Origin of the sequence: Agrobacterium tumefaciens (genome assembly GCF_031801495.1) — a bacterium.
Classification (GTDB): domain Bacteria; phylum Pseudomonadota; class Alphaproteobacteria; order Rhizobiales; family Rhizobiaceae; genus Agrobacterium; species Agrobacterium tumefaciens_K.
In genome coordinates this window covers 515,252-539,407 of sequence record NZ_JAOEGC010000002.1, presented here as the reverse complement: position 1 = coordinate 539,407, position 24,156 = coordinate 515,252, and the positions used below count along the sequence as shown (strand labels likewise).

Below are 24,156 nucleotides of genomic sequence, written 5' to 3'. Positions count from 1 at the left end.
ATCGGAGAGCGCCGAATAGTTGTAGTCAGGCAATCCTTTTAAGGATTCGCCTAGAAAGATCAAACCGCGCCGGGATAGTTCGGGCTTTCGCGGGTGATCGTCACGTCATGGGCGTGGCTTTCACGCAGGCCAGCGCCGGAAATGCGAACGAAGGTGGCGCGCTCCTGGAATTCCTTGATGGTGCCGCCGCCAACGTAACCCATGGCAGCCTTCAGACCGCCTGCCAGCTGGTGCAGAACACCGGAAACCGGACCCTTGTAAGGAACCTGGCCTTCGATGCCTTCCGGAACGAGCTTCAGCGTGTCACGCACTTCCGCCTGGAAGTAACGGTCTGCCGAGCCGCGCGCCATGGCGCCGACGGAGCCCATGCCGCGATAGGCCTTGAAGGAGCGGCCCTGATAAAGGAAGACCTCACCTGGGCTTTCATCCGTGCCGGCCAGAAGCGAACCGATCATGACGGCGGATGCACCGGCGGCAATCGCCTTGGCAAGGTCGCCGGAGAACTTGATGCCGCCGTCGGCGATGACCGGAATATCGGCAGCCTGCGCCGCCTCGACCGCCGACATGATGGCGGCAAGCTGCGGAACGCCGACACCGGCAACGATACGCGTCGTGCAGATCGAGCCTGGACCGATACCGACCTTCACCGCATCCGCACCGGCATCGATCAGCGCCTTGGTGCCTTCCGCTGTTGCGACGTTACCAGCAATGATGCGAACCGAGTTCGACATCTTCTTCACATGGGCGACGGCATCCAGAACGCGCTGCGAATGCCCATGCGCCGTGTCCACGACCAGAAGGTCGACACCGGCGTCTATCAGACGCTCGGCACGCTCGATGGCGTCTGCGCCAACGCTGATGGCGGCCGCGGCACGAAGACGGCCCTGCGCATCCTTCGTCGCGTTCGGGTTCAGCTGCGATTTCTCGATATCCTTGACCGTGATGAGACCGACGCAATTCCCCTTGGCGTCAACGACCAGAAGCTTTTCGATGCGGTGCTTGTGCAGCAGGCGACGCGCCTCCTGCTGATCGACGCTGCTTTCCTTGACAGTGACCAGATTTTCGCGGGTCATCAGCTCATAGATCTTCTGCTGCGGATCAGAAGCGAAACGCACGTCGCGGTTGGTGAGGATACCGACGAGGCGGCCGTTCTTGTGACCGCCGGTGCCACCGTTCTCAACGACAGGAATGCCGGAAATGCCGTGCGACTTCATCAGCGCCTGAGCTTCCGCCAGTGTCGCATCCGGGCCAATCGTTACCGGATTGACGACCATGCCGCTTTCGAACTTCTTGACCTGACGGACTTCCTCGGCCTGCTCGATGGGCGTGAGGTTGCGGTGGATGACGCCGATGCCGCCGGCCTGCGCCATGGCGATGGCAAGACGGCCTTCCGTCACGGTATCCATGGCGGAGGAGAGGATCGGCAGGTTCAGGTCGATGTCGCGGGCGATGCGGGTGGATATATTCGTCTGGCCAGGCATGACCTCCGAATGTCCGGGTTGCAGCAACACATCGTCAAATGTGAGCGCGTCCAAACCAGTGGGTGTTTGAATGATGCGTGCCATGGCCAAATTCCTTCAGACTGAAAAATGCATGGCCGTTCCGGAACGATAAGTTCACCCCGGCGGTCCTGCAAGGATTGCGTGGAAGTTGGCGAGGGCTGGTAACACGTTCATGACAGGAAGGGAATAGAAAAAACCCGGAAAGCCATTCCGGGTCTCTTCTGTTGCTGCATTGCAGCAGAATTAAAGATCGAACTGGTAGGATTTCGGCACGAACCGATAGCCCGCATCCAGTTTCTCCACGTAACCGACCGCCGGGAACGGCATGTGATAACCGAGGAACGGCAGACGGTCCGTCGCGATCATGTCGAAGGTTTTTTTACGGGAGGCTGCGGCAGCAGCCTTGTCCATGTCGAACTTCACTTCCCAGTCCGGTCGCTGCAGCGACAGCACGAAATGGTTTGCCGTATCTGCGGTGAGGATGAGCTGCTTGCCTTCCGATTCGACACGGAAGATCATGTGGCCGGGAGAGTGACCGAATGCCGCGACGCCGGTGATGCCGGAAACGACGTCTGCACCGTCACCGATGAAGGTCGCCTTTTCCGCCAGTGGCTTCACATTGGCAATCACGCCCTTGTGGCCACCCTCGGCAGGCGTGCCGACGCGTTTTTCGTCCGTCCAGAAATCATATTCCGCCTGGCCGAACACATAACGCGCCTCGGAGAATGCAGGTGCGCCCTTTTCCATGAGGCCGCCGATATGGTCGCCATGCATATGGGTGAGAACAACGACGGTCACATCTTCCGGCGCATAACCAGCCGCCGCCATGCCTTCGATCAGGCGACCGTTGCCCGCACCGCGTCCGGCTTCACCGAAACCGGTGTCGAACAGCACGAGATCCGATCCCGTATTCACGAGGACCGGAGAAAACGAATTGACGAACTGATCTTTCGGCAGGAAGTTGTCTTCCAGCAGCTTGCCGACGGTTTCCGCCGACTGATCCGTTCCGAAGGTTTCACCGGGATTGGGGGCGGCGCGCGCGCCGTCCTTCACGACCAGAACCTCGAACTTTCCCAGCTTGAAGCGATTCGTTTCTGGCGGCATGGCGTGATCGATCTCCATGGAGGTCTGCGGCTGGGCTGTCTGAGCGACAGCCCGCGTCATAAGGAACGGTGCACCGAGAGCGCCGGCGCCAACGGCTCCGATGAGGCCGCGCCTGCTCAGAGGCAAGAATTGAGTCATGATCTTTCTCCCGATATCGTTCAATCACGGAAACTCGTGCCAGCGAACAATAAGCGAAGAAAATTACAAGGAAACCGGCCTCACGCAGGTTTGATCGTGGACGAAAATTAAGAAATATACAGTTGGCAAGCCCGCCTATCAGGCGTAGGAGGAGGCCAGCCCCTTGTCGCAGCGGAAAACCGCAGGCAGCCACATGAATCGCATCATCCCGCTCATTCTCGCCGTCGCTCTATTCATGGAGCAGATGGATTCGACCGTCATTGCAACATCGCTGCCCGCGATTGCCGCCGACCTGAATGTCGGCCCGATCACGCTGAAGCTGGCGTTGACGGCCTATATGGTGGCCCTCGCGATCTTCATTCCCATAAGCGGCTGGATGGCTGACAAGTTCGGTGCAAAGAAAATATTCCGCATCGCCATCGGTGTCTTCGTGGTGGGGTCGATCTGCTGCGCCGTATCCTCCTCGGTCTTCGAGTTCGTCGTCTCGCGTTTCCTGCAGGGCATGGGCGGAGCGATGATGACGCCGGTCGGGCGTCTTGTCCTTTTGCGCACCACGAAACGCAGCGAGCTGGTGTCTGCCATGGCCCTGCTGACGATCCCCGGACTGGTCGGCCCTTTGACCGGTCCGCCGATCGGCGGTTTCATCACGACCTATTTTTCATGGCACTGGATCTTCCTCATCAACGTGCCGATCGGCGTGATCGGCATCTGGCTGTCGACGATCTTCCTGCCCGAGATCGAGACGACGAACCCACCGCCGATGGATGGCAAGGGTTTCGTCCTTTCAGGCGTTGCGGCTTCCGGCGTGGTCTTCGGCCTCTCCGTCGTCAGCCTTCCCGCCCTGCCGCCTGCCATCGGCATCGCCTCGACGGTTATCGGCTTCATCAGCGGCATTCTCTACATGCGCCACGCCGCGAAACATCCCGCGCCCATTCTGGATTTTCGCATCTTCCAGAATGCCACGTTCCGGGCTGCTTCCGTCAGCGGCACGATCTTCCGCATCTCGACAGGCGCCATACCCTTCCTCATGCCGCTGATGCTGCAGATCGGCTTCGGGCTCAATCCGTTCCAGTCGGGCATGATCACCTTTGCGGGCGCCATTGGCGCAATCACCACAAAATTCATGGCAAAGCGGGTGTTTGCCTCAACCGGCTTCCGATCGACCCTGATCGGCGCGGGTATCGTAGGCGGGTTCACGACGCTCGCCAACAGCTTCTTCACCCCGGACACGCCCTACCCGCTGATCATGATCTTCCTCGTGACCGCTGGTTTCGCCCGCTCGTTCTTCTTCACGGGATCGAATGCGCTGAGCTATTCGGATATCGAGGACAACCAGGCAAGCCAGGCCACCTCGATGGCATCCGTGCTTCAGCAGATCAGTCTTGCCCTTGGCGTCGCCTTCGCCGCCTCGATACTGGAAGTGAGCGCCATGATTTCGGGCTCGCACCTGCAGCTGGCCGATTTCCATATCGCCTTCGCCATCGTGGCCGTGGTTTCGCTTTTCGCGATCATCCCGATCATCCGCATGGATCGCAACGCGGGCGCCGCCGTCTCCGGCCATCGCGGCAAGGTTTCGCAGCCAGCGGAATAATTGCCGGTCCGGAACGCGGTTTTCAGCAACGTCGCTCAAAGAAAAAGGGGACCGGCCGGACCGATCCCCTTTTTTGTCTTTCCGGCCCAGCTTACTCGCCTGCCGCCACGTCCTGATCGTCTTCGTGGCTTTGCACCGCGGCCTTGCGGCCCTTGAAGTGCTTGGCCAGCAGGAACATCTCGACCGATTCAGACCGCGACGATGCGGGCTTGATATGAATAACCTGCTTGAAGTTCTGCTTGAGCATGTCGAGCAGAGTTTTTTCCGTGCCGCCCTGGAAGGTCTTTGCAAGGAAATGACCGCCTTCCGCCAGCACCTGAACGGCAAAGTCGGCCGCGACCTCGCACAGATGCATGGTGCGGATATGGTCCGTCTTCTGGTGGCCGGTCGTTGGCGCCGCCATGTCGGACAACACCAGATCGGGCGTACCGCCGACGGCTTCCATCAGCTTTTCCGGAGCGGTCGGATCGAGGAAGTCGAGCTGCAATATCTTCACGCCCGGAATAGGGTCCAGCTCAAGGAAGTCGATAGCCGCAACGCGGATGTCGTCCTCTGTCGAGTCCGTCACCTTGGCGGCGATCTGCGACCAACTTCCCGGAGCCGCACCAAGGTCGATGATGCGGCGTGCATCCTTCAGGATCTGATGCTTGTCGTTGATCTCAAGCAGCTTGAAAGCCGCGCGGGCACGATAGCCCTCGAGCTTGGCGCGCTGCACGTAAGGATCATTGATATGCCGCTCGAGCCAGCGGCGGGACGATGCCTTGAGCTTGGTCTTCTTGACCTTCTGGCCGATCTTTCGTCCGGTACGGTTGTTGCTTGTCGGCGCCTTGCTCATGTCAAACCTTCTGTTCGTTCCTGCCGCGCCGTCTGCATGCGCCTGATCCGGTTACGCCGCCATGCACCGTCATCCGCCATCATGTCCGTCAGCAGCCCCTCACGCAAGCCGCGGTCGGCCACACGCATGCGGCGAGCGGGCCAGCGGCGACGGATCGCCTCCAGAATGGCGCATCCCGCCAGAACCAGATCGGCCCTGTCCGGCCCGATGCAGGCGTTGGCGGCACGACCAGCGAAATCCCAGGCCAGCAGCTTGTCCTGCATGGCCGTAACCTCCGCATCGGAAAGCCACAGACCATCCACCTTGCGGCGATCATAGCGTGGCAGATCGAGATGTACCCCGGCAAGGGTCGTCACGGTGCCGGAGGTACCGATGAGGTGAAAATCCTCATGCGCGGATTGACCGCCGACCGGCGGGCAATGGAACGCATCCAGAAGCCCCTCAACCTCCCGCACCATGGCGGCGAAGACATCCGGCGTGACATCGCGTCCACCGTGACGCTCCGAAAGAGTGACGACGCCGACCGGCAGCGATGTCCAGTGCGTGATGTGATTGGCGAGCCGGTTCGAGCGGTTTTCACCAACCCGTATGACAGCGATTTCGGAAGAACCGCCGCCGATATCGAACAGCACCACGGACCGTGCCTCACGGCCGACAAGAGACGCGCAACCGGAAACGGCAAGACGCGCTTCCGTCTCGCGGCTGATGATCTCGAGCTTCAGCCCGGTCTCGCGTGTGACGCGCGCCAGGAATTCCTCGCCATTGGTAGCCGCACGGCACGCCTCCGTCGCAATCAGCCGCATGCGGCGTATCGGACGGCCCGAAAGCTTCGCGGAGCACACCTTCAGCGCCTCCACGGCGCGATCCATCGCGTCGTCGGACAACCGCCCGCTCGACACCAGACCTTCACCCAGGCGAACGATACGCGAAAACGCATCGACAACCCGGAACTGGCCCGGCCGCGTCGGCTGAGCAATCAGGAGGCGGCAATTGTTCGTTCCGAGATCGAGCGCCGCATACATGTCTGCGCCGGCGTCGGCGCCATGGTCATGAAATTTGGAGGCGTGGCGGCCGAACTGCTCCGAATGCTTCTTCTGCTGCTCCGCGACCGCTACCCCATTGCCACGGCCATTGGTCTTGGCAACGTGCTTGGGTGCATGCGACGGAACGAGTGGGCGTCCCTGCGGGTCCCGGTGAACGCGCTTGCGATTGCGCGACTTCCTGCTCCCTGCGGGCACACCCGGGGAGTTTGGCGTCTGCGCAGACGTATCGGAGGCTTGCTTCGCGTTCACAACAGGAGCAGCTGGCTGCTGGGAAGTTCCCTTCCCACGTGAACGCCGACGACGCTTTCTCTTGCGTGGTTCGTCATCCGGCCCGAGAGCCGACGCAAATTGGGAACCGGCCGGAACATCAGCGACAACATCATGCGACAAGACAGAGGCGTCACGGGGCTTGCCGTTACGCCTGTTCTTCTTGCCACGACGGGAACGCTTCGCCTTCCCTTTGTCCACCACTGACGCCCCTTGTTCCGACGGCTTTGGGCCGTTTCCGGGGTCGATCACTGTCTTGTCCATTTCGCCGCGCACAAGCGTCTACGCTATGCAGCTGGCTCTCATTAGGTTTCGTTGGCGCGACAATACCAGCGCAAGGCATTTTAGCCAAATGGTTTTTGCCAAGCAGGACCGTGGCCTCAAGGGACGCAGGAAATAATGCTGATGGAAGAAATCGACAGAAGGGGAAATCTCTCCCCTCCTTGGAAGTTCCTAAGTGACTGAACTTTCAAAGAGGGGAGAATGGTACGGTTGAGTGGGGTCGAACCACCGACCTCAGGTGCCACAAACCTGCGCTCTAACCAACTGAGCTACAACCGCACACCAACGCGCCGCAGCGCCGTCGTGGAGGGTCACATAAAAGGTGTTTTTCCTATTTGCAAGACCCATATTAAATTTTGCGGAAAAAGCTTTCGAAAGGCAAGGTGTTTTTGCGATGCCGGGACGCCTTCCGCAGGCAAGCCGCCGTTTCTTTTCAGAGGGCCGGAGACCCTGTTCATGTTAACTCTGTTTAGCAATTCATCCGCAGGACCATGGACCGTGCGGCCCTGTGAAGTTATTTAAAATTCTGTTAACGTGGTGCCCGTGCGGCTTTACCTTTCGGCTTCATGAAGAAGACTGAAACCGCACGAGGTCCGGTAGTGCCAGAATAGGTTTCGACATGCCCGCCGTTCAATATCCCTTTATCGATATCGCAGTGCATGAACGCGTGCGTGACGGTTTCGGCCGCGGCGAGGCAATGGCGCTGTTTTCCATGAATCTGGAAAACGTTCTGTGGGCGAACGGGCGCGGCGCGGCGCTCTTCGGTACCCCGATGGTTTACGATTTTCTCGAGCAAGGGCCGAAACGGCAGGATGTGACGTTCCGGCAACTGGGGGCAATGGCCGCGCGCCTTTCCGGAACCGGCGACAGTCTCCCCGTCACCATTCGCATCAATGCCGGTTTCAAAAGCCTTCCCGTCCAGGCGAAGGTTGAAGTCATCGAGGCGGAACCCGGCCACAATGCCATTCTGTTTTCCGCCCTTACCGATCAGACGCCACCCGATGTGGCGGAATGCGCCCGCCGCATGATCGAGGGTTTCGATGATCCGGACATTCACATGGCGGTTCTGGATAGCAGATCCGCGATCATCGCGGCATCGACGGGTTTTTCCGCTCTCGGCATCACGCCAAGCACGGCCAAGACACTTGTGACCATGGCGTCGAACCAGTCGGGACGGTTGGTCAAGCGCCCCGTCCCGACCGGCAAGGGTTACCTGCCCGCCGCGACGGGACAGATCACGCAATCGCCCGAACTTAACCTGCTTTTCGTGGTCGAAACGGCGCTAGGCCGGATGGATCCCGTCAGTGATTTTGCTGACGACCAGCCTGAGCAGCCCAGGAGCGAACCGACGCCAGCTCCGCAGGCCGAAGAGGTTTCGACTCCCGTCGTTGAGAACGCCGCGTTCTCCTCGATTCTCGATGCCGTCGCCGATATCGAAGACGTGGACGAGGTTGAGGAATTCCTTGCGGCCGCGGAAGATGAGGTTGCGACCAGCGCGACTGCAGACATCAGCCTGGCTATCGAATCGCTTGAGAATCACGACGTGCAGCGCGAGGTGATTTCCGAGTTCGAGGATGAGCAAAGCAACCCGGAAGCAGATGATATCGACCACGCCGAGGCGCTGGAAGAACCCGCCGTCGCGCTGAACGAAGCAGCTGATGCGCTTGCCGAAGAACCGGAGGTAGCACCTGTCACGCCCGCGACGGAAGAAGCACCCGCTGCCCCGGAGACGGAAACAAAAGGCGACGGCGACGGCGGCTTCGTCTTCAATCCGTCGTCTCGCGCCTCACGTTTCGTCTGGAAAATTGACGCCGAAGGGCGTTTCAGCTCGATCTCGCATGAGTTCGCCGAGGCGGTCGGCCCGAAAGCGGCAGCTGTCGACGGCATGAATTTCGCGGACGTCGCCGCCCTCTTCAACCTCGATGCAGACGGAAAGATCCGTGAGCTTCTCGGTCGCCGCGACACATGGTCGGGCAAGACCATCTATTGGCCGGTGGAGAACACCTCGCTTGTCGTTCCCATCGATCTTGCAGCCCTGCCGACCTACACGCGCTCGCGCGAGTTCGACGGTTTTCGCGGCTTCGGCATCGTGCGGCTGGCGGATGCGGTCGAAGATCCGAACGGCATCGGCCTGACATTCGCAGAAGCAACCGAAGCCCGCGATGCCGCTCCAGACGTCGCGTCGGAGGACGAGAGTGTTGAGGAAAGCCACGAGCCGCTGAGCTTCCTCGATGAAGCCTTCGGTGAACCTGAGGCTGCTCCTGTCGACGACGAAACCGTTGAGCATATCGATGACATTGACCCCGTACACGCCGTCGATATTAACGATAGGACGAGCGACGAACCCGGCCGCAGCTATGAGCCTCCAGCCTTCGAGGTTCCGGTGCTGGACATCACGCCCACGCCCGGACGCCGCTATTCCGACAAGGTGGTTCAGCTCGAAGACAGGCGCATACGCTCCCGCGAAGCCCTGAGTGCCAGCGAGCAGGCCGCGTTCCGTGAAATCGGCAGAACCCTTTCCTCCGAGGATCTGACGCCTGCCGATCTTTCCGCCGCCCCGTCCAATCCGGAAAGCACGGCTGAGAATGACGTAGCGGAACCGGTTGAGCCAGTACTCGATACCGCTGCTTCACCGGTGCCGGAAGACCATGAAGCTGTCTCCGAGCCGGATGCGGAGGAAGACGATCTGTTTGCTGATTACGTGCGCGGCGAGAAACCCGCGACCACGCATGCCGAGGTCGTGACCGAAATTTCGACCGATGACACCGCGATGGCCCCCGTTGCGAATGTTCCGGCAGAGATCCTGCCCGCCCGCACCCGTACCACCGATTCCCTGACCGCGGAAACGCTGGATCAGATGCCCGTTGCCCTTCTCGTTCACGCCGGCGACCGTTTGATCCACGCGAACCCGGACTTCCTGCGGATGACGGGCTACGGTTCCATCAGCGAGCTCGAAGAAGTCGGCGGGCTGGACGCGTTGCTGCAACGGCAGGAGCTTGAGGATATGCCAGGCCATGAAGGTGGCATGGCAATCGTCAATGCCGAAAACGATGTCATTCCGGTCAAAGCACGCCTGCAATCCATCCGCTGGGAAGAGGCGACGGCGCTGATGCTCTCACTCATTCCGGTTGGCGATACGACCGTATCTGCTACGGCAGCCAACGAAAATACACAGGCTGCGACCGTGGACGACGCGCAGGAGAGCCTTTCCCTGTTGCAGGGCGAGGTCGAGGAGCTGCATTCCATTCTGGAAACGGCGACCGATGGCGTCGTTCTTCTGGGAGAGGACGGCGAGATTCGCTCGCTGAACCGCTCGGCCAGCGCACTTTTCAACTACGACAATGACGAGATTGCCGGAAAGCCGTTCGTGACGCTGTTTGCGCATGAAAGCCAGCGCGCCGTGCTCGACTATCTCTCGGGCCTTGCCAACAACGGCGTTGCCAGCGTGCTGAACGACGGGCGCGAAGTCATCGGCCGCGAAGCGTCCGGCGGCTTCCTGCCATTGTTCATGACCATCGGCAGGCTCAAGTCCACGCATGGCTATTGCGTCGTGATCCGCGATATCACGCAGTGGAAGCGCACCGAAGAGGAACTGCGCAATGCGAAGCGGGCAGCGGAAACCGCAAACGCCCACAAGACGGATTTTCTGGCACGTGTCAGCCATGAAATCCGCACGCCGCTTAACGCCATCATCGGTTTTGCCGATCTGATGGCGACCGAGCGCTTCGGCCCGATCGGCCATCCACGTTATGTCGAATATTCCAACGACATCGGCCGCTCCGGCCGGCACGTTCTGGATATCGTCAACGATCTCCTGGATATTTCCAAGATCGAAGCGGGCCAGATGGAGGTGGATTTCGTCGCCGTTGCCCTGAACGAGACTGTCGCGGAGGCCGTTTCGCTCGTGCAGCCGCAGGCGAACAACCAGCGCGTTATCATCCGCACCGCTCTTTCCCAGTCCGTGCCTCAGATCGTTGCCGATCTTCGGTCGATCAAGCAGATCGTTCTCAACATTCTGTCAAACGCCATCCGCTTCACCCCGTCAGGTGGCCAGATCGTCGTATCCACGGCCTATGAAGCGAATGGCAGCGTGACACTGCGCATCCGCGACACCGGTATCGGCATGACTCGTTCAGAACTGGATCAGGCCATGAAGCCGTTCCGGCAGGTGGCATCTTCCGCAAAGCGCGTTCGCGGCGACGGAACCGGCCTTGGCCTTCCCCTGACCAAGGCAATGGTGGACGCCAACCGCGCCAGCTTCTCCATCACCTCCACACCAAACGAAGGAACGCTGGTGGAAATTACCTTTCCCTCGCAGCGCGTCCTTGCGAACTAGGGTCAAGCGGAGTTAGTTACCCGTAGGGTCAGTCGCATTCGCGGCTGCCTCGGGTTTCGACACGACGACAGGCTGGCACTTCCATGGCGGTTTCTCTTCCGGCAGCAAGACGTTATACGGCGCTGCCCGTTACGACCGTGGTCGTGGCCGCCATTTCGGCCATACCCATTCTGGCGATTTTTTGGCTGGCGCTGACCGGAAGTACGGAGGGCTGGCACCATCTGCTGACCAATGTGCTGCCACGGGCAGGCATGCGCACGTTTCTGCTTCTTTTGATGACGGCTGCAACCACCGCATTTTTTGGCATTGTATGCGCCTGGCTGGTGACGACCTTCGAGTTTCCGCTGCGTCGCATTCTATCTTTCGCGATGGTTCTGCCCCTCGCAATCCCAGCTTATATCGCCGCTTATGCCTTCGGCGAGTTTCTCGATTTCACCGGTCCGGTGCAAAGCGCGATCCGCGCCCTTTTCGGTTATCACAGCATCCGCGACTACTGGTTTCCAGACGTGCGGTCGCTGGGTGGGGCCGTTGTGGTTCTGAGTTCCGTTCTTTACCCGTATGTCTATCTTTCCGCCCGCGCCGCCTTTTCCATGCAGGGCCGTTTTGCGGCTGAAGCCGCCAGAACACTTGGCGCAAAACCGCTGAGCGTCTTCTGGTGGATCCAGTTGCCGATGGCACGTCCGGCAATCGCCATCGGCCTGTCTCTCGTCCTGATGGAAACGCTGAACGACATCGGCGCGGTGGAATATCTCGGCGTACAGACACTGACCTTCACGATTTACGAAACCTGGCTCAATCGCGGCAACCTCGCCAATGCAACGCAGATTGCCGCCGTCATTCTCCTGGTTGTCGGCGGATTGATCGTCGTCGAGCGCAATGCTCGCGAAAAGCAGCGCTTCGCGGCGCCCAAAGCAACTAGCATGGCACAGCGCCATACGCTTAAAAGCCTTGATGGCTGGCGGCGCTGGTCCGCTACGCTGTTCTGCGTTCTGCCGCTTCTCAGCGGCTTCTTCATTCCCGTCAGCGTGCTTGGCAGTTATGCGGCCAAGCGGCTGGAGATGCTGCTAGAGCCGCGCATGCTGAAGGCGCTGGCACACAGCTTTGAAGTTTCAATCTCGGCCGCGCTCCTCACGCTCGTTGCCGCGTTCGTCTTTTCCTATGCGCTACGTGTCAACCGCTCTGCCACATCGAAGATTGCAGCGCGGCTGGGCTCGATGGGATATGGCGTGCCCGGCACCGTGCTGGCCATCGGCGTACTCATTCCGCTTACGGGACTGGACAATCGTGTGGATGGATTTTTCCGCTCCCACTTCGGCTTTTCCAGCGGGCTTCTGCTTTCCGGCAGCGCATTCGCAATCATCTATGCCCATGCCGTGCGTTTCATGACCATGGCGGAAGGCACACTGGATGCCGGTTTTCACAAACTTTCACCGCATATAGACATGGCGGCCAGAACGCTCGGCCGAAACCGGCTGCAGACCCTCTTCAGCGTTCTTCTGCCGAACATCCGTCCTGCCGCGCTCACGGCATCGCTGCTGGTTCTCATCGAATCCATGAAAGAACTGCCCGCCACCATTCTGCTGCGGCCCTTCGGCTTCAACACGCTGGCAACGCTTGTCTACGAAAATGCCTCGCGCGCAAAAGTGCAGGATGCCTCCGTCCCGGCGATCATCATCATCGTCGCCGGACTGCTGCCCGTTCTGCTAGTCTCGAAATCGATGGATCACCCCGAATAACGGGTCTTGCGAAAAACCAGCCACAACAAAAAGAAAGGCGGTCTTTCGACCGCCTGTATCAGGTGTGCTTTTCAACGAGAGTCAGGGGAATAGTCTCGCAATTCGAAAATCATGAGCCCCGGTCATCACAAGAAGGACGACCCTGCGTTGGATTTACTTTCCGCCAACCCGTCTTAACAAGCAGTTAAAACTGAAATCGATCAATTACGGGCGAAAAATCCTATTTCGATACCGTGGAGCGCCCCGCTTTGCGACAAACTCCCGATCCGAGACAGTGTTGGCAGTTGCTGAAACCTAGCGCCCGACATAGTTTTTTTCAGTTTCTTGCTGCCGCATGTTCGTCTCTCATCCGCTGAAGTTCAGTCCGCTTGGAGGCGACCGAAGCGGCAATGACGCCAATGGTGACCAAGCCGATCAGGATCGTGCAAATCGCATTGATTTCCGGTGTCACGCCAAGACGAACCTGAGAATAGATCTTGATCGGCAGCGTGGTTGCACCGGGACCGGTTGCAAAGCTGGCAATCACCAGGTCATCCAGCGACAGTGTGAAGGCCAGCATCCAGCCTGCGATGACAGCAGGGAAAATGAGCGGCAGGGTAATGCGGAAGAACGTCTTGACCGGCGGGCAACCAAGATCAAGCGCGGCCTCCTCAAGGCTGCGGTCGAAGGTCAACAGTCGTGACTGCACGACAATCGCCACATAACACATGGTGAAGGTCGTATGGGCGATCACAACGGTCCAGAAGCCTCGGTCGACGCCGACGGCGACAAAAAGCAGCAGCAGCGACAGACCGGTAATGACTTCCGGCATGACGAGAGGCGCGTAGATCATACCTGAGAACAGCACCCTACCTGGAAACCGCGCGAACCGTGTCAGCGACAATGCGGCCAGCGTGCCGAGGATCGTACCTATCGTGGCGCTGAGCAGGCCAACTCGGAGCGTGACCCAGGCAGCATCCATCAAGCCCTGGTTCGACCACATGGCGGCGTACCATTGTAGCGAAAACCCGCCCCAGACCGTGACCAGCTTGGAAGCGTTGAACGAGTAGACGATCAGGATGATGATCGGGATATAGAGGAACGCGAAGCCGAGCGTCAGGACGGTGATATCGAATTTGCCGCGCTTCATGGCCTCAACCCACCTTCTTCTGCTGGTTCTGGAAAATTGCGATGGGAACGACCAGCAGCAACAACAGCAGAACGGCGACGGCGGAGGCCAGCGGCCAGTCGCGGTTACCGAAGAACTCGGTCCAGAGCGTCTTGCCGATCATCAGCGTCTGCGCGCCGCCCAGAAGGTCGGGAATGACGAATTCGCCGGTGATCGGGATAAAGCAGATCATCGACCCGGCAACGACACCGGGCAACGATAGGGGAAAAGTGATCTTCCAGAAGGCCTTCCAAGGCGGGCAACCGAGATCGGCCGCCGCTTCCAGCAACGTGTTGTCCAGCTTCTCGAGCGCCGAATAGAGCGGCAGAACCATGAAGGGCAGATAGGAATAGACGATGCCGATGAATATAGCGGTTTCGGTGCGGAAGATGTTGACCTGCTGGTCAGGCCCGAGGAAACCGAGCCACTGGAACAGAACGGTCAGCAGACCTTCCGGTTTCAGAATACCGATCCACGCATAGACCCGGATCAGGAAAGACGTCCAGAACGGCAGGATGACGAGCATGACCAGCGTTGGCCGAATGCTGGAGGGCGACCGCGCCATGGCCAGCGCCATCGGATAACCGATGAGCAACAGCAGGAACGTGGAGATGACCGCGATGCGCAGCGAAGACAGATAGGCATCCAGATAAAGCGGATCTTCGGTCAGGAAGAGATAATTCTCGAAATCCAGTTCCGAGAAGAATTCGCCGATCTTCGAAAAACCTTCGAAGACGGGCGTATAGGGCGGCATCGCGATTGCCGTGTCGGACAGGGATATCTTGGCGATGATGAGAAACGGTGCGGCGAAGAACAGCAGCAGCCAGAAATACGGAACCGCAACCACCAGCCATCGCCAGGGGCTTTGCCGGTTTTCAGGAGTGGAGATCGCCATGCCAGCCTCCCTCAGCGCGTCAGGACAAGGCCGGAGTCCGGCGTCCATTTCAGCCACACCATATCGCCGAAGGTGATCGGGCGATCCACCAGACGCGAGACATTGGCCTGAGCGGCGCGAACGACGCGACCGTCAGCGAGCTTGACGATGAAGATCGAAAAGTCACCGAGATAACCGATATCCCAGACCTCGCCGTAAGCGGCATTGACCGTTACGTCGGCGGGCTGGTCAAGCGAGATGCGCACCTTTTCCGGCCGGATGGCAAAGGCCACCTGGTTTCCGACGACGGCCGCGCATTCCTGCTCGACGGCGACAGAGAGCCCATCACAATCCAGCTTCACCACTCCGGGCTTGCCAATGGCGGAATCGGTCGAGGCCACCGTGGCGTCGAAAATGTTGATGTCACCAATGAAGTCAGCAACATAGCGGCTGTTCGGCGCCTCGTAGATTTCCGCAGGCGTCGCCACCTGCACGACGATGCCCTTATCCATCACCGCAATACGGTCTGAAACGGTCATCGCCTCTTCCTGGTCGTGCGTGACAATCAGGAAGGTCAGGCCAAGTGTCTGCTGCAGGTCCATCAGTTCGAACTGCGTTTCCTCGCGCAGTTTCTTGTCCAGCGCGCCAAGCGGTTCATCGAGCAGCAGCACCTTCGGCCGCTTGGCAAGCGAACGCGCCAATGCCACACGCTGCCGCTGCCCACCGGACAGCTGGCTGGGTTTGCGCCTGGCAAATTCGGTCAGCTTGACCAACCGCAGCATCTCCCCGACGCGATTGTCGATATCCGCTTTAGGCAGACCGTCCTGCTCCAGACCGAAAGCAATGTTCTTTTCCACCGTCATGTGCGGAAACAGCGCGTAGGACTGGAACATCATGTTGGTCGGGCGCTTGTAGGGCGGCACACCCGAAATATCCTTGCCCTGCAACAGGATGCGGCCAGCGGTCGGCTCCTCGAAACCGGCCAGCATGCGCATCAGCGTCGTCTTGCCGCAGCCGGACGGGCCAAGCAGCGAAAAGAACTCGCGTTCGTAAATATCAAGGGTCAGGTCATTGACGGCGACAAAATCGCCGAAACGCTTGGTGACGTTCTCGAACCGGATGAACGGAACAGCATCTGGACTGTTCCAAGGACTGAATTTCCGCTTTACCGGCCCCAGAGTTTTCGCCATTCGCCCTACCCTCAAATCACTGATCTGCAATAAGGCGGGCAAGCCGTCAGCAGATCATTGACCCGCTGACCGAGGTTTCTGCCGGGGAACGCGCCCGCCGGCCGTTCCCCAACCAGCGAGCGGACGGATCAGCTACCGGTTTTTATCTGCGTCCAGACACGGTTCAGAACGCGCTGTTCCTTCGGTCCGTAAGGAGAGATGGTGAAGAGCTTCTTCATCGTCGCCTCATCCGGATAAACCGCCGGGTTCTTGGAAACCGCCTCATCCATCAGCGGCTGTGAGGCAAGGTTGCCGTTGGCATACTGCACATAGTCGGACGCCTTGGCGATGACTTCCGGCTTCATCAGATAGTTGATGAAGGCATGGGCTTCATCGACATTCTTGGCATCCGCCGGGATCGCAAGGTTGTCGAACCACATGTAGGTGCCTTCCTTCGGGATGACGTAGTTCACCTCCACGCCGTTCTTGGCTTCTTCGGCGCGGCTCTTGGCCTGAAGGATATCGCCCGACCAGCCGATCGTGATGCAGCTGTCGCCATTGGCCAGCTCATCGATATAGGCGGAGGAGTTGAAAGTCTTCACGTAGGGGCGGATCTTCATGTAGACGTCGCCGCCCGCTTCCAGATCAGCCGTTTCCTTGCTGTCGGGGTTCTTGCCAATGTAGTTCATGGCAATCGCGAATGTTTCGTCAGACGCATCGAGAATGTTGATGCCGCAGGATTTCAGCTTCTCGGCATTTTCCGGCTTGAAGAGAATATCCCAGCTGTCGACCGGAACATCGCCGAGGGCAGCCTTCACCTTGGCGACGTTGTAACCGATGCCCGTCGTGCCCCACATGTAGTTCACGGCATATTCGTTACCGGGATCGTATTTCGCCAGACGCTCGGACACTTCCGGCCACATGTTCTTCAGGTTCGGAAGCTTCGACTTGTCGAGCTTCTGGAACACGCCCGCGGTGATCTGACGAGCCAGGAAAGGCGCGGTGGGCACAACGACGTCATAACCAGAGCTACCAGCCAGAAGCTTCGTTTCCACGAGCTCGTTGCTGTCGAAAACGTCATAGACGACCTTGATGCCGGTTTCCTTGGTGAAATCGGCCAGAATCGATTCGTCGATGTAATCGGACCAGTTATAAACGTGAACGACCTTCTCCTGAGCCATAGCGGAACCCGCTGCAACAAGCGCGGAGGTCATGGCCAAGGTCATGCGGAGCGAACGGTACTTCATGATTTCTCCTGTTTACGCATCCTCGCAGCGAGCGCGGGATCCCCTTTTTGAGGAGAGACTAGAAAGGAAAACTGGCGGTAGCAAGCGGGAAATGTGCAGCACAGCATTTTCAACAGAATGTGTTCCAGGCACCGGGAATCCGGGCAAAAAGCTACTGGAAGTCGAAGACGCTCAGTCCCGTTACCATCTCGTCCAGCCCCAGCGGCCGTGTCAGCGGCGCTTCGGCGCGGGAAAGACAACCCTGCCTCTCACACAGCCTGCATGACGGCCCGACCGGAACAGCAGCTGCGCCCGGCGCCGCGCCATAAACGGTTTCGCCGGCCTGCGCCGCATCGCAGCCCATCAGGAGCGCCGTTCGCCTTATGCGTTCACCAAACCCGACCTGCGGGCCTTCAAGCGTTCGCGCCATCGTCAGAAAGGCGTCGCCGTCAGGCATTTCCACCTTTTCCACCAGTATCTGTCCCGGTTGTGCAAAGGCGGCGTGAATGTTGAGCCGCGGACAGAGCCCGCCGAAGCGCGCGCGGGGAAAGCCCTGCGCACCCGCCATCCGGAATCGGTTGCCCGCATTGTCGATTTCCATCAGGAAAAACGGGATGCCCGCAGCCGATGGCCGTTGCAGCGCCACGAGGCGATTCGCCGCCTGCTCGAACGAAACGTTGAAGCGGGAACGCAGAACATCCAGGTCATATCTCGCCCGCTGCGCCGCAGCCAGAAACACACCATACGGCATGATCAAGGCGTGCGCGGCATACCGCGCCAGTTCGAAGCGGGCAATGCGCCGCGCCTCCTCGCCTGCCAGACCAAGACCGTCCAGTTCTCCGTCAATCTTCTCCCGCAGTGCCAGCAGACAGGTTTCCATCGCCATTTCCCGAAGCTGGTCGGGCAGCGAGAGGCGTTCGGAAATGAACAGACGCATGGAATGGCGATCGTACCGTCGGCGAAGATTGGGCATGGCGTGAACCGGAAGCGTCCGGACAACGATGCCTTGGTTTTTCTGAAGCCAGGCACGCAGTCCCGAGGCAAGATCCTCGCCCGTCGACAGCTCCCTGTGCAGAGCCTCCGCCGCTACGTCGATACGGTGGAAATAGGACGACCTGTTTTCAAACACGTGTCGGACCTCATCGATCGGCAGGCGCGTCGCAGACAGGGCCGTCTCATGTCCTTCACGCGCCAGCAGTTCCGAAAGATCCGTCAGCCTTTTGGCCTGCTCCCTGTACGCCCGGTACAGCTTGACGATGCCGCTTGCCGCATTCGGCGCGGCATCCGCCACCTCCACCAGCTCCTGCTGCGACGGCACCTCACCTGCTAGCAGCGGATCGGCAAACACCTCCCTCAGCTGGCCGGCAGACCCGGCACCTTCTCCCCGCAGATCGTCCAGATCCACCTTGAAGACGGAAGACAGCTTCAACAGCAGCTGCACCGTCAAGGGGCGCTGGTTACGCTCGATGAGGTTGAGATAGGATGGCGAGATCGCCAGCGCTTCGGCCATCGCCGTCTGCGTCAGGCCCAATCCATTGCGGACACGGCGTACGCGTGGGCCTGCGAAAATCTTGTTCTCGGACACATCCTCACCTTTGCAAACTTGTTACAAGTTTTACCGGGCGCGCCCTTTTACAGTATTTACATTTTTACAGCTCCACCCTGTCACGCACGCTACAGGATAACATCTTTCAAGTCACTGTTTTTATGTTTTTTCTGGCGCTGCAGCTCGAGAAAATGTAAAAGTATTCACATCAGAAAAGCACGTCGGAAAAAATAAAAGACGCCAGCGTCCCGAACCGCCACATGGCTGCAGGGAAGCATGACTGATTTTTACAAAATTGTGTGCCTGTACAACGGAGCCGCGATGGCGACATGGAACGGCAACAAGAATTGAGACATGGCGGCCTGCTCCGCCCGCCTGTGAAATGAATTAAAAAAAGCCAGATTAACGGAGGAAAAAATGGCTTCGATTTCGAGAGTTAGAGAACGGGCAGACGAACAATCCTCTGCCATGAACCAGGATCAGCAGGCAGCCATCCGCATGTTGGCAAACGACCTGCACAGGCTGAACCAAGCGGTCATGAAAGCTGTCGAAGCAGGCGTTTCCGTCGAACTGGTTCGCTCGGCCCGCCACCATGGCGGCGGCGGCAACTGGGGCGATCTTCTTATTCCCGTCATCGTTGCGCAAGGAAACTCTGCGGCCTGAGATATAAAAGCCCGGCATGCGGCGACCGCATGCCGGGCGCAGTCATCAGAAACTTGCCGACACAGAGACGCCAATACTGACATTCACACCCATCGGCTCCACATTGCCTTGCAATTCAGGCCCGTACGGCGCGAAGCAGGCAATTTGTGTCAAAGGGATTGGCTTCAGGATGGCGGGAGATTCCCATGCCAGCTGCATTGCGACGCCGCCGATGAGCTTTTGCCAACCGGCAATCCTGGCATCTGCAACTGTCGGCGCGTGGGCTGCCACGGCTTTGGACAGAGAGTCAGCAACGACGAACGCGATACCCTTGCTCACTGCTGCATAAAAAATCTTGGCTGCTTCTTCCGGCGTCGTCGCTGCAGACATTGCACTTACATATGACGGTGAAATTATCATAACAACCTCAACCCAAGAGTTTAATTCACAGAAAAACAATCTATAGGTTATTTGACTGAATGCAATCAAAAATTGACTATGTTGACAGAATGCAACCATAGAACAGATCTGTGACGTCAGGACTGGAATCGTCCGGCAAACAAATCCGCATGCCCCTTGATCAGGCGGGACATCCGGTCCGCCACCGTGCGTATCTCGCGGCGGTGGCGATCGTCATTGTTCATGACGATCCATTGGCGATGCCGCAGCTCCTCGATTTCCCCGCCGTCTCGCATCAGCTGCGCATCCGCATCGCCCACGAAACAGGGCAGCACAGCCACCCCAGCGCCTGCCCGCACCAGATCCAGCAAGGCCGTCGGTCTGTTGACCGTCACGACCAGACGGTCGGACTTTTGCTCGTGCGGCCATCGCAAGTAGTTCGAGATCGCCTGCTCCTGCGACACGGCAATCCAGCGATCTGAAACCGAGGCCGCCGCATTCCGCAGCCTGTAGGGCGCGTAGGCAACATCGCCGGTTTTGATCGCAGCGAGATTGCGTTCCTCCGGCTCGAACGCACGGATGCCGATATCGTGCTCGCGATGGGCCAGTGCCGCTCTCTGCTCGGCAATGAACAGGTCGACGCGAAAATCGTCCCGCTCCGTGCAGATCGCCGCGAAATTCGCCGTCAGCAGCCACGCATTCCATGTCCCGAGCGCGATACGCACAAGAGAAGAAGCCGCGGACGATTTCTGCCAGTTCTCCACCTCTTTCGCCGCACTCTCCATTGCCTGAAGGCGATCGAACAGCGCCCTGCCCTCCGGCGTCAGCGCGTACCCCGTCTGGCTTCTCTGGAACAGACCCTTGCCGAGTCGTTCTTCCAGCTCCACCATACGGCGGCCGATGGTCGCAGGGCTCAGACCGGCCTGCGCTGCTGCGCCCGTCAGGCCGCCGCATCGCGAAACATCAAGGAAAAGCTGATAGGCGTCCCATGTCACGTTTTTCATAGATGAAAAATGTAGTGCATTATCTTGCGCAGATAAAACAAAAAACGACGTTCATCATGTTCTCACCGACCAAGGAGAGTGACATGCACGTACTTTATTCAGCACACGCCATCATCGAAAACCAGCAACCGCGCACGCGACGGGAGGCTATACGTCAGGAAGAGAAATTCTACGCCGACATGGCAGAAGCCTCGCGCTTCTGGCGATTCTGTACAGGATTTCTCAGAACGATGAAGAGGTTGACTGGCTGGTCAGAACAGAAGGACCGACAGTGCGGCAAGCGCACCGGCTGCAATCATGGCCAGGCGGAAAGCGGCCTGCGTGTTGTCACTGGCAGCGCGGGCAACGGCAATCGCCCGAGGGCGACGGACAGGGTGGAGGTGTGCGGATCTGTTCATACGCGGTTTTCCTGACGAAATACTCGACCGATCCATGCCTTCTTCCGAGGGCGTCCAGCGTGACATCATGTGCAAGCCCGGCAATGAAACACCGGCTTTGCTGGCATTCGCTCAGGATGACTCCGTGTCTGTTAACACGGTATTAAAGCCCCCGGCTTCACGCGAATTCGCCTGCCGCATGGCCGGACGCCCACGCCCACTGGAAGTTGTAGCCACCGAGCCAGCCGGTCACATCCACACATTCGCCGATGAAAAAGAGGTTCGGCAGAGATTTCGCCGCCATGGTGCGGGAATCGAGATGCGTCGTGTCCACGCCGCCAAGCGTCACCTCGGCGGTACGATAGCCCTCGGAACCGGCGGGCTTGATGTGCCACTCCTGCGCTTCCGTTGCCAGCTTCGCCAGCACCTTGTCGGACATGTCGGCGAGATTGCCGGTGATCGCGGCCTTCTCGACAACATGCTGAGCAAGCCGTTTCGGCAGAATTTCGGAAAGAGCTGTCTGGGCGGACTGCCGCCCGTTTGCCCGTTTGGCATCCTTCAGATGGGACAGGATGTCTATCTCGGGCTCCAGCTTCAGCCGGATCGCATCGCCTTCTCGCCAGTAGGACGAAATCTGCAGAATGGATGGGCCGCTAAGGCCGCGATGGGTAAAGAGCAGCGCCTCCCGGAAGGAGGTCTTGCCATGGAAAGCCTCGGCGGCGACCGCAACACCGGAAAGCGGAGAAAGCTTTTCCAGCAGGGCAGGATCTAGCGTCAACGGCACGAGGCCGGGACGTGGCTCCAGAAGCGGCAAGCCGAACTGTTCGGCGATATGATAGGCAAAACCGGTTGCGCCCATTTTCGGGATCGATTTTCCGCCCATCGCGACGACAAGGCTTTCGGCCTCGATCACGCCCGACGGTGTCGTCACGCGAAACCGCTGACCGTCATGGGCAACCGCCGATATTTCCGTCTGGAGCCTCAGTTTCGCACCCGCTGCCTGCATTTCGGCCAGCAGCATGCGGATGATATCCTTGGCGCTGTCGTCGCAGAAAAGCTGGCCGAGCGTCTTTTCATGCCAGGCAATGCCGTGTTTTTCGACAAGGGCGATGAAATCGCGCGGCGTGTAGCGGGCCAACGCCGACTTGGCGAAGTGCGGGTTGGCGGAGAGATAGTTCTTCGGGCCAGCATGGATGTTGGTGAAATTGCAGCGCCCCCCACCGGAGATGCGGATTTTCTCGCCCGGCGCCTTGGCGTGATCCAGAACGATGACCGATCGGCCGCGCTGTCCGGCGCGGATGGCACACATCATGCCGGCAGCTCCCGCTCCCAGAATCAGCACATCACATTTTTCAGCCATCGATTATTCCTTGTTCTGTCTCCCTCCTCTTTTCGAAGCGGAGCCGGTTGTCAATGGCACGCGATGGCGCTTTCCCCCTCGCCAATTGCCAAACTCTGGTTATGATGCCGCCAGTCGAAACTGAGACCCGGTGATACATGCCCCCCAAGAAAACCATGCTCCGCCCGAAAAAGCCGGCAACCATGGCAAAGACACCCCCTCTCGACCTTTCCTCAACCCGTGGTGTTTCCTCCTGGCGCGAAGCTGCGCAGTGGCTGAGAGCACGCGGTATCGAGGATATCGAATGCATCACGCCCGACCTTGCAGGCGTTGCACGCGGCAAGATGATGCCGACGGCGAAGTTCACGGGCGACACCTCGCTTGCCCTGCCGTCTGCGCTTTATCGCCACACGATTTCCGGTGAATATCCCGACGAGACGGCGAATTTCCGGTATGAGCCGCGCGACAGCGACCTGAAGCTGGTGCCCGACCTGTCGACGCTTTCCGTCGTCCCGTGGGAAAGCGATCCGACCGCACAGGTCATCTGCGACGTGGTGGATGCCGAAGGCGCATCCGTGCCCTACACACCGCGCAACGTTCTCAAGAACGTGCTTTCGCTCTATGAGGAAAAGGGCTGGAAACCCGTTGTGGCGCCGGAGATCGAGTTTTATCTCGTTGCCATGAACGATGACCCGGACTATCCGCTGCATCCGCCGAAGGGCCGCTCCGGCCGCTCCATCGTCGGTGGCCAGAGCTACTCCATTGCGGGCATCAACGAGTTCGACGAACTGATCGACGACATCTATCACTTCTCCGAAAAACAGGGGCTTGAGATCGATACGCTGATCCATGAAGAGGGACCGGCGCAGCTCGAAATCAACCTGCGCCATGGCGATCCCATCGAACTGGCCGACCAGGTGTTCCTGTTCAAACGCACCATCCGCGAAGCCGCGCTCAAGCACGGCATTTATGCGACCTTCATGGCCAAGCCAATGCAGGGCCAACCCGGCTCCGCCATGCATATCCATCAATCCGTGGTGGAGATCGACAGCGGCAGGAACATCTTCTCCAACAAGGACGGCAGCCCTTCCAAGGAATTCTTCTCGTTTGTCGGCGGCATGCAGCGCTATGTGCCGAACGCGCTGGTGATGCTTGCTCCTTACGTGAATTCCTACCGTCGCCTGACACCGGACATGGCCTGCCCGGTGAACAATGCCTGGGGTTACGACAACCGCACGACGGCTTTCCGCGTGCCGATCTCCGGACCGCAGGCGCGGCGCGTGGAAAACCGTCTGCCAAGCTCCGACGCCAACCCATACCTCGCGCTTGCGGCATCGCTTGGCTGCGGCTGGCTCGGCATCATGAACAATATCGAACCGACCGAGCCCACCTATGAGACGGCAAACGAAGGCTCCATCGACCTGCCGCGCGGACTTCTCGAAGCCGTGGCGCTTCTCGAAGCCGAAGAACAGTTCGACCGGGTTTTCGGCCATGAATTCGTCGGGCTCTATGCGGGCCTGAAACGCGGGGAATTCGAAACCTTCATGCAGGTCATCAGCCCGTGGGAGCGGGAATTCCTGCTTCTCAACGTGTGAGGAC

The 24,156-nt window shown here is 59.3% G+C and carries 18 protein-coding genes and 1 tRNA gene; 5 read left to right on the top strand and 14 right to left on the bottom strand.

The window, feature by feature from the left end; translation table 11 throughout:
- Positions 1 to 59 precede the first annotated feature (59 nt).
- Together guaB and N7578_RS12010 are read right to left on the bottom strand one after the other, a co-directional pair.
- Entirely contained in the window at positions 60 to 1,565 is a 1,506-nt protein-coding gene (gene guaB, locus N7578_RS12015; protein WP_311110556.1) for an IMP dehydrogenase, read from the bottom strand.
- A 180-nt stretch (positions 1,566 to 1,745) separates the two neighbouring features.
- The gene (locus N7578_RS12010; protein WP_311110555.1) at positions 1,746 to 2,744 is read right to left on the bottom strand and encodes an MBL fold metallo-hydrolase; all 999 of its coding nucleotides are present in this window, start codon (positions 2,742 to 2,744) and stop codon (positions 1,746 to 1,748) included.
- A gap of 193 nt (positions 2,745 to 2,937) precedes the next feature.
- Here N7578_RS12010 and N7578_RS12005 point away from each other — a divergent pair, with 193 nt between their 5' ends.
- On the top strand, positions 2,938 to 4,335 hold the full coding sequence (locus N7578_RS12005; RefSeq protein ID WP_311110554.1) for an MDR family MFS transporter: 1,398 nt from the start codon (positions 2,938 to 2,940) through the stop codon (positions 4,333 to 4,335).
- Positions 4,336 to 4,426: 91 nt separating this feature from the next.
- Here the strand turns inward: N7578_RS12005 and N7578_RS12000 are convergent, their stop codons facing one another.
- From N7578_RS12000 to N7578_RS11990, 3 genes are all read right to left on the bottom strand, one after another.
- A complete protein-coding gene (locus tag N7578_RS12000; RefSeq protein ID WP_311110553.1) occupies positions 4,427 to 5,170 on the bottom strand; it encodes an RlmE family RNA methyltransferase in 744 nt (247 codons plus the stop codon).
- Positions 5,167 to 6,744 carry a Ppx/GppA phosphatase family protein gene (locus tag N7578_RS11995; RefSeq protein ID WP_311110552.1) on the bottom strand — a complete coding sequence of 526 codons (1,578 nt, stop codon included), beginning with the start codon at positions 6,742 to 6,744 and terminating at the stop codon, positions 5,167 to 5,169. Before N7578_RS11995 ends, N7578_RS12000 begins: the two co-directional genes overlap by 4 nt.
- A 220-nt stretch (positions 6,745 to 6,964) precedes the next feature.
- Positions 6,965 to 7,041 (bottom strand) — tRNA-His (locus tag N7578_RS11990).
- A gap of 340 nt (positions 7,042 to 7,381) precedes the next feature.
- Between N7578_RS11990 and N7578_RS11985 the strand changes: the two genes are divergently transcribed.
- The gene (locus N7578_RS11985; RefSeq protein WP_311110551.1) at positions 7,382 to 11,098 is read left to right on the top strand and encodes an ATP-binding protein; all 3,717 of its coding nucleotides are present in this window, start codon (positions 7,382 to 7,384) and stop codon (positions 11,096 to 11,098) included.
- A gap of 83 nt (positions 11,099 to 11,181) precedes the next feature.
- Entirely contained in the window at positions 11,182 to 12,834 is a 1,653-nt protein-coding gene (locus tag N7578_RS11980; RefSeq protein ID WP_311110550.1) for an iron ABC transporter permease, read from the top strand.
- Positions 12,835 to 13,150: 316 nt separating this feature from the next.
- Here the strand turns inward: N7578_RS11980 and N7578_RS11975 are convergent, their stop codons facing one another.
- The 5 genes from N7578_RS11975 to N7578_RS11955 all read right to left on the bottom strand — a co-directional run bounded on the left by N7578_RS11975 (position 13,151) and on the right by N7578_RS11955 (position 18,835).
- A complete protein-coding gene (locus N7578_RS11975) occupies positions 13,151 to 13,963 on the bottom strand; it encodes an ABC transporter permease (protein ID WP_311110549.1) in 813 nt (270 codons plus the stop codon).
- A 4-nt stretch (positions 13,964 to 13,967) separates the two neighbouring features.
- Entirely contained in the window at positions 13,968 to 14,876 is a 909-nt protein-coding gene (locus N7578_RS11970; RefSeq protein WP_311110548.1) for an ABC transporter permease subunit, read from the bottom strand.
- A gap of 11 nt (positions 14,877 to 14,887) precedes the next feature.
- The gene (locus tag N7578_RS11965; protein ID WP_311110547.1) at positions 14,888 to 16,045 is read right to left on the bottom strand and encodes an ABC transporter ATP-binding protein; all 1,158 of its coding nucleotides are present in this window, start codon (positions 16,043 to 16,045) and stop codon (positions 14,888 to 14,890) included.
- A 128-nt stretch (positions 16,046 to 16,173) separates the two neighbouring features.
- A complete protein-coding gene (locus tag N7578_RS11960) occupies positions 16,174 to 17,271 on the bottom strand; it encodes a polyamine ABC transporter substrate-binding protein (protein ID WP_311110546.1) in 1,098 nt (365 codons plus the stop codon).
- A gap of 151 nt (positions 17,272 to 17,422) precedes the next feature.
- A complete protein-coding gene (locus tag N7578_RS11955; RefSeq protein ID WP_311110545.1) occupies positions 17,423 to 18,835 on the bottom strand; it encodes a short-chain fatty acyl-CoA regulator family protein in 1,413 nt (470 codons plus the stop codon).
- Positions 18,836 to 19,213: 378 nt separating this feature from the next.
- Between N7578_RS11955 and N7578_RS11950 the strand changes: the two genes are divergently transcribed.
- Positions 19,214 to 19,459, top strand: coding sequence for a hypothetical protein (locus N7578_RS11950; RefSeq protein WP_311110544.1), 246 nt, complete (start codon positions 19,214 to 19,216; stop codon positions 19,457 to 19,459).
- A gap of 45 nt (positions 19,460 to 19,504) precedes the next feature.
- On the opposite strand, the gene N7578_RS11945 is transcribed toward N7578_RS11950, so the two are convergent.
- From N7578_RS11945 to N7578_RS11930, 4 genes are all read right to left on the bottom strand, one after another.
- Positions 19,505 to 19,828 carry a hypothetical protein gene (locus N7578_RS11945; protein ID WP_311110543.1) on the bottom strand — a complete coding sequence of 108 codons (324 nt, stop codon included), beginning with the start codon at positions 19,826 to 19,828 and terminating at the stop codon, positions 19,505 to 19,507.
- A 146-nt stretch (positions 19,829 to 19,974) separates the two neighbouring features.
- Positions 19,975 to 20,841: a LysR family transcriptional regulator gene (locus N7578_RS11940; protein WP_311110542.1), complete on the bottom strand. Its 867-nt coding sequence runs from the start codon at positions 20,839 to 20,841 to the stop codon at positions 19,975 to 19,977.
- 251 nt (positions 20,842 to 21,092) lie between these two features.
- Positions 21,093 to 21,239: a hypothetical protein gene (locus N7578_RS11935; protein ID WP_311110541.1), complete on the bottom strand. Its 147-nt coding sequence runs from the start codon at positions 21,237 to 21,239 to the stop codon at positions 21,093 to 21,095.
- A 157-nt stretch (positions 21,240 to 21,396) separates the two neighbouring features.
- Positions 21,397 to 22,578, bottom strand: coding sequence for an NAD(P)/FAD-dependent oxidoreductase (locus N7578_RS11930; protein WP_311110540.1), 1,182 nt, complete (start codon positions 22,576 to 22,578; stop codon positions 21,397 to 21,399).
- A gap of 137 nt (positions 22,579 to 22,715) precedes the next feature.
- Between N7578_RS11930 and N7578_RS11925 the strand changes: the two genes are divergently transcribed.
- A complete protein-coding gene (locus N7578_RS11925; protein WP_311110539.1) occupies positions 22,716 to 24,152 on the top strand; it encodes a glutamine synthetase family protein in 1,437 nt (478 codons plus the stop codon).
- The last annotated feature ends 4 nt before the right edge of the window (positions 24,153 to 24,156 follow it).

Bases quoted from the DNA above. Each gene is read 5' to 3' on its own strand.
- guaB (WP_311110556.1), bottom strand. From the start codon at position 1,565: ATGGCACGCATCATTCAAACACCCACTGGTTTGGACGCGCTCACATTT.
- N7578_RS12010 (WP_311110555.1), bottom strand. From the start codon at position 2,744: ATGACTCAATTCTTGCCTCTGAGCAGGCGCGGCCTCATCGGAGCCGTT.
- N7578_RS12005 (WP_311110554.1), top strand. From the start codon at position 2,938: ATGAATCGCATCATCCCGCTCATTCTCGCCGTCGCTCTATTCATGGAG.
- N7578_RS12000 (WP_311110553.1), bottom strand. From the start codon at position 5,170: ATGAGCAAGGCGCCGACAAGCAACAACCGTACCGGACGAAAGATCGGC.
- N7578_RS11995 (WP_311110552.1), bottom strand. From the start codon at position 6,744: ATGGACAAGACAGTGATCGACCCCGGAAACGGCCCAAAGCCGTCGGAA.
- N7578_RS11985 (WP_311110551.1), top strand. From the start codon at position 7,382: ATGCCCGCCGTTCAATATCCCTTTATCGATATCGCAGTGCATGAACGC.
- N7578_RS11980 (WP_311110550.1), top strand. From the start codon at position 11,182: ATGGCGGTTTCTCTTCCGGCAGCAAGACGTTATACGGCGCTGCCCGTT.
- N7578_RS11975 (WP_311110549.1), bottom strand. From the start codon at position 13,963: ATGAAGCGCGGCAAATTCGATATCACCGTCCTGACGCTCGGCTTCGCG.
- N7578_RS11970 (WP_311110548.1), bottom strand. From the start codon at position 14,876: ATGGCGATCTCCACTCCTGAAAACCGGCAAAGCCCCTGGCGATGGCTG.
- N7578_RS11965 (WP_311110547.1), bottom strand. From the start codon at position 16,045: ATGGCGAAAACTCTGGGGCCGGTAAAGCGGAAATTCAGTCCTTGGAAC.
- N7578_RS11960 (WP_311110546.1), bottom strand. From the start codon at position 17,271: ATGAAGTACCGTTCGCTCCGCATGACCTTGGCCATGACCTCCGCGCTT.
- N7578_RS11950 (WP_311110544.1), top strand. From the start codon at position 19,214: ATGGCTTCGATTTCGAGAGTTAGAGAACGGGCAGACGAACAATCCTCT.
- N7578_RS11945 (WP_311110543.1), bottom strand. From the start codon at position 19,828: ATGTCTGCAGCGACGACGCCGGAAGAAGCAGCCAAGATTTTTTATGCA.
- N7578_RS11940 (WP_311110542.1), bottom strand. From the start codon at position 20,841: ATGAAAAACGTGACATGGGACGCCTATCAGCTTTTCCTTGATGTTTCG.
- N7578_RS11935 (WP_311110541.1), bottom strand. From the start codon at position 21,239: ATGAACAGATCCGCACACCTCCACCCTGTCCGTCGCCCTCGGGCGATT.
- N7578_RS11930 (WP_311110540.1), bottom strand. From the start codon at position 22,578: ATGGCTGAAAAATGTGATGTGCTGATTCTGGGAGCGGGAGCTGCCGGC.
- N7578_RS11925 (WP_311110539.1), top strand. From the start codon at position 22,716: ATGCCCCCCAAGAAAACCATGCTCCGCCCGAAAAAGCCGGCAACCATG.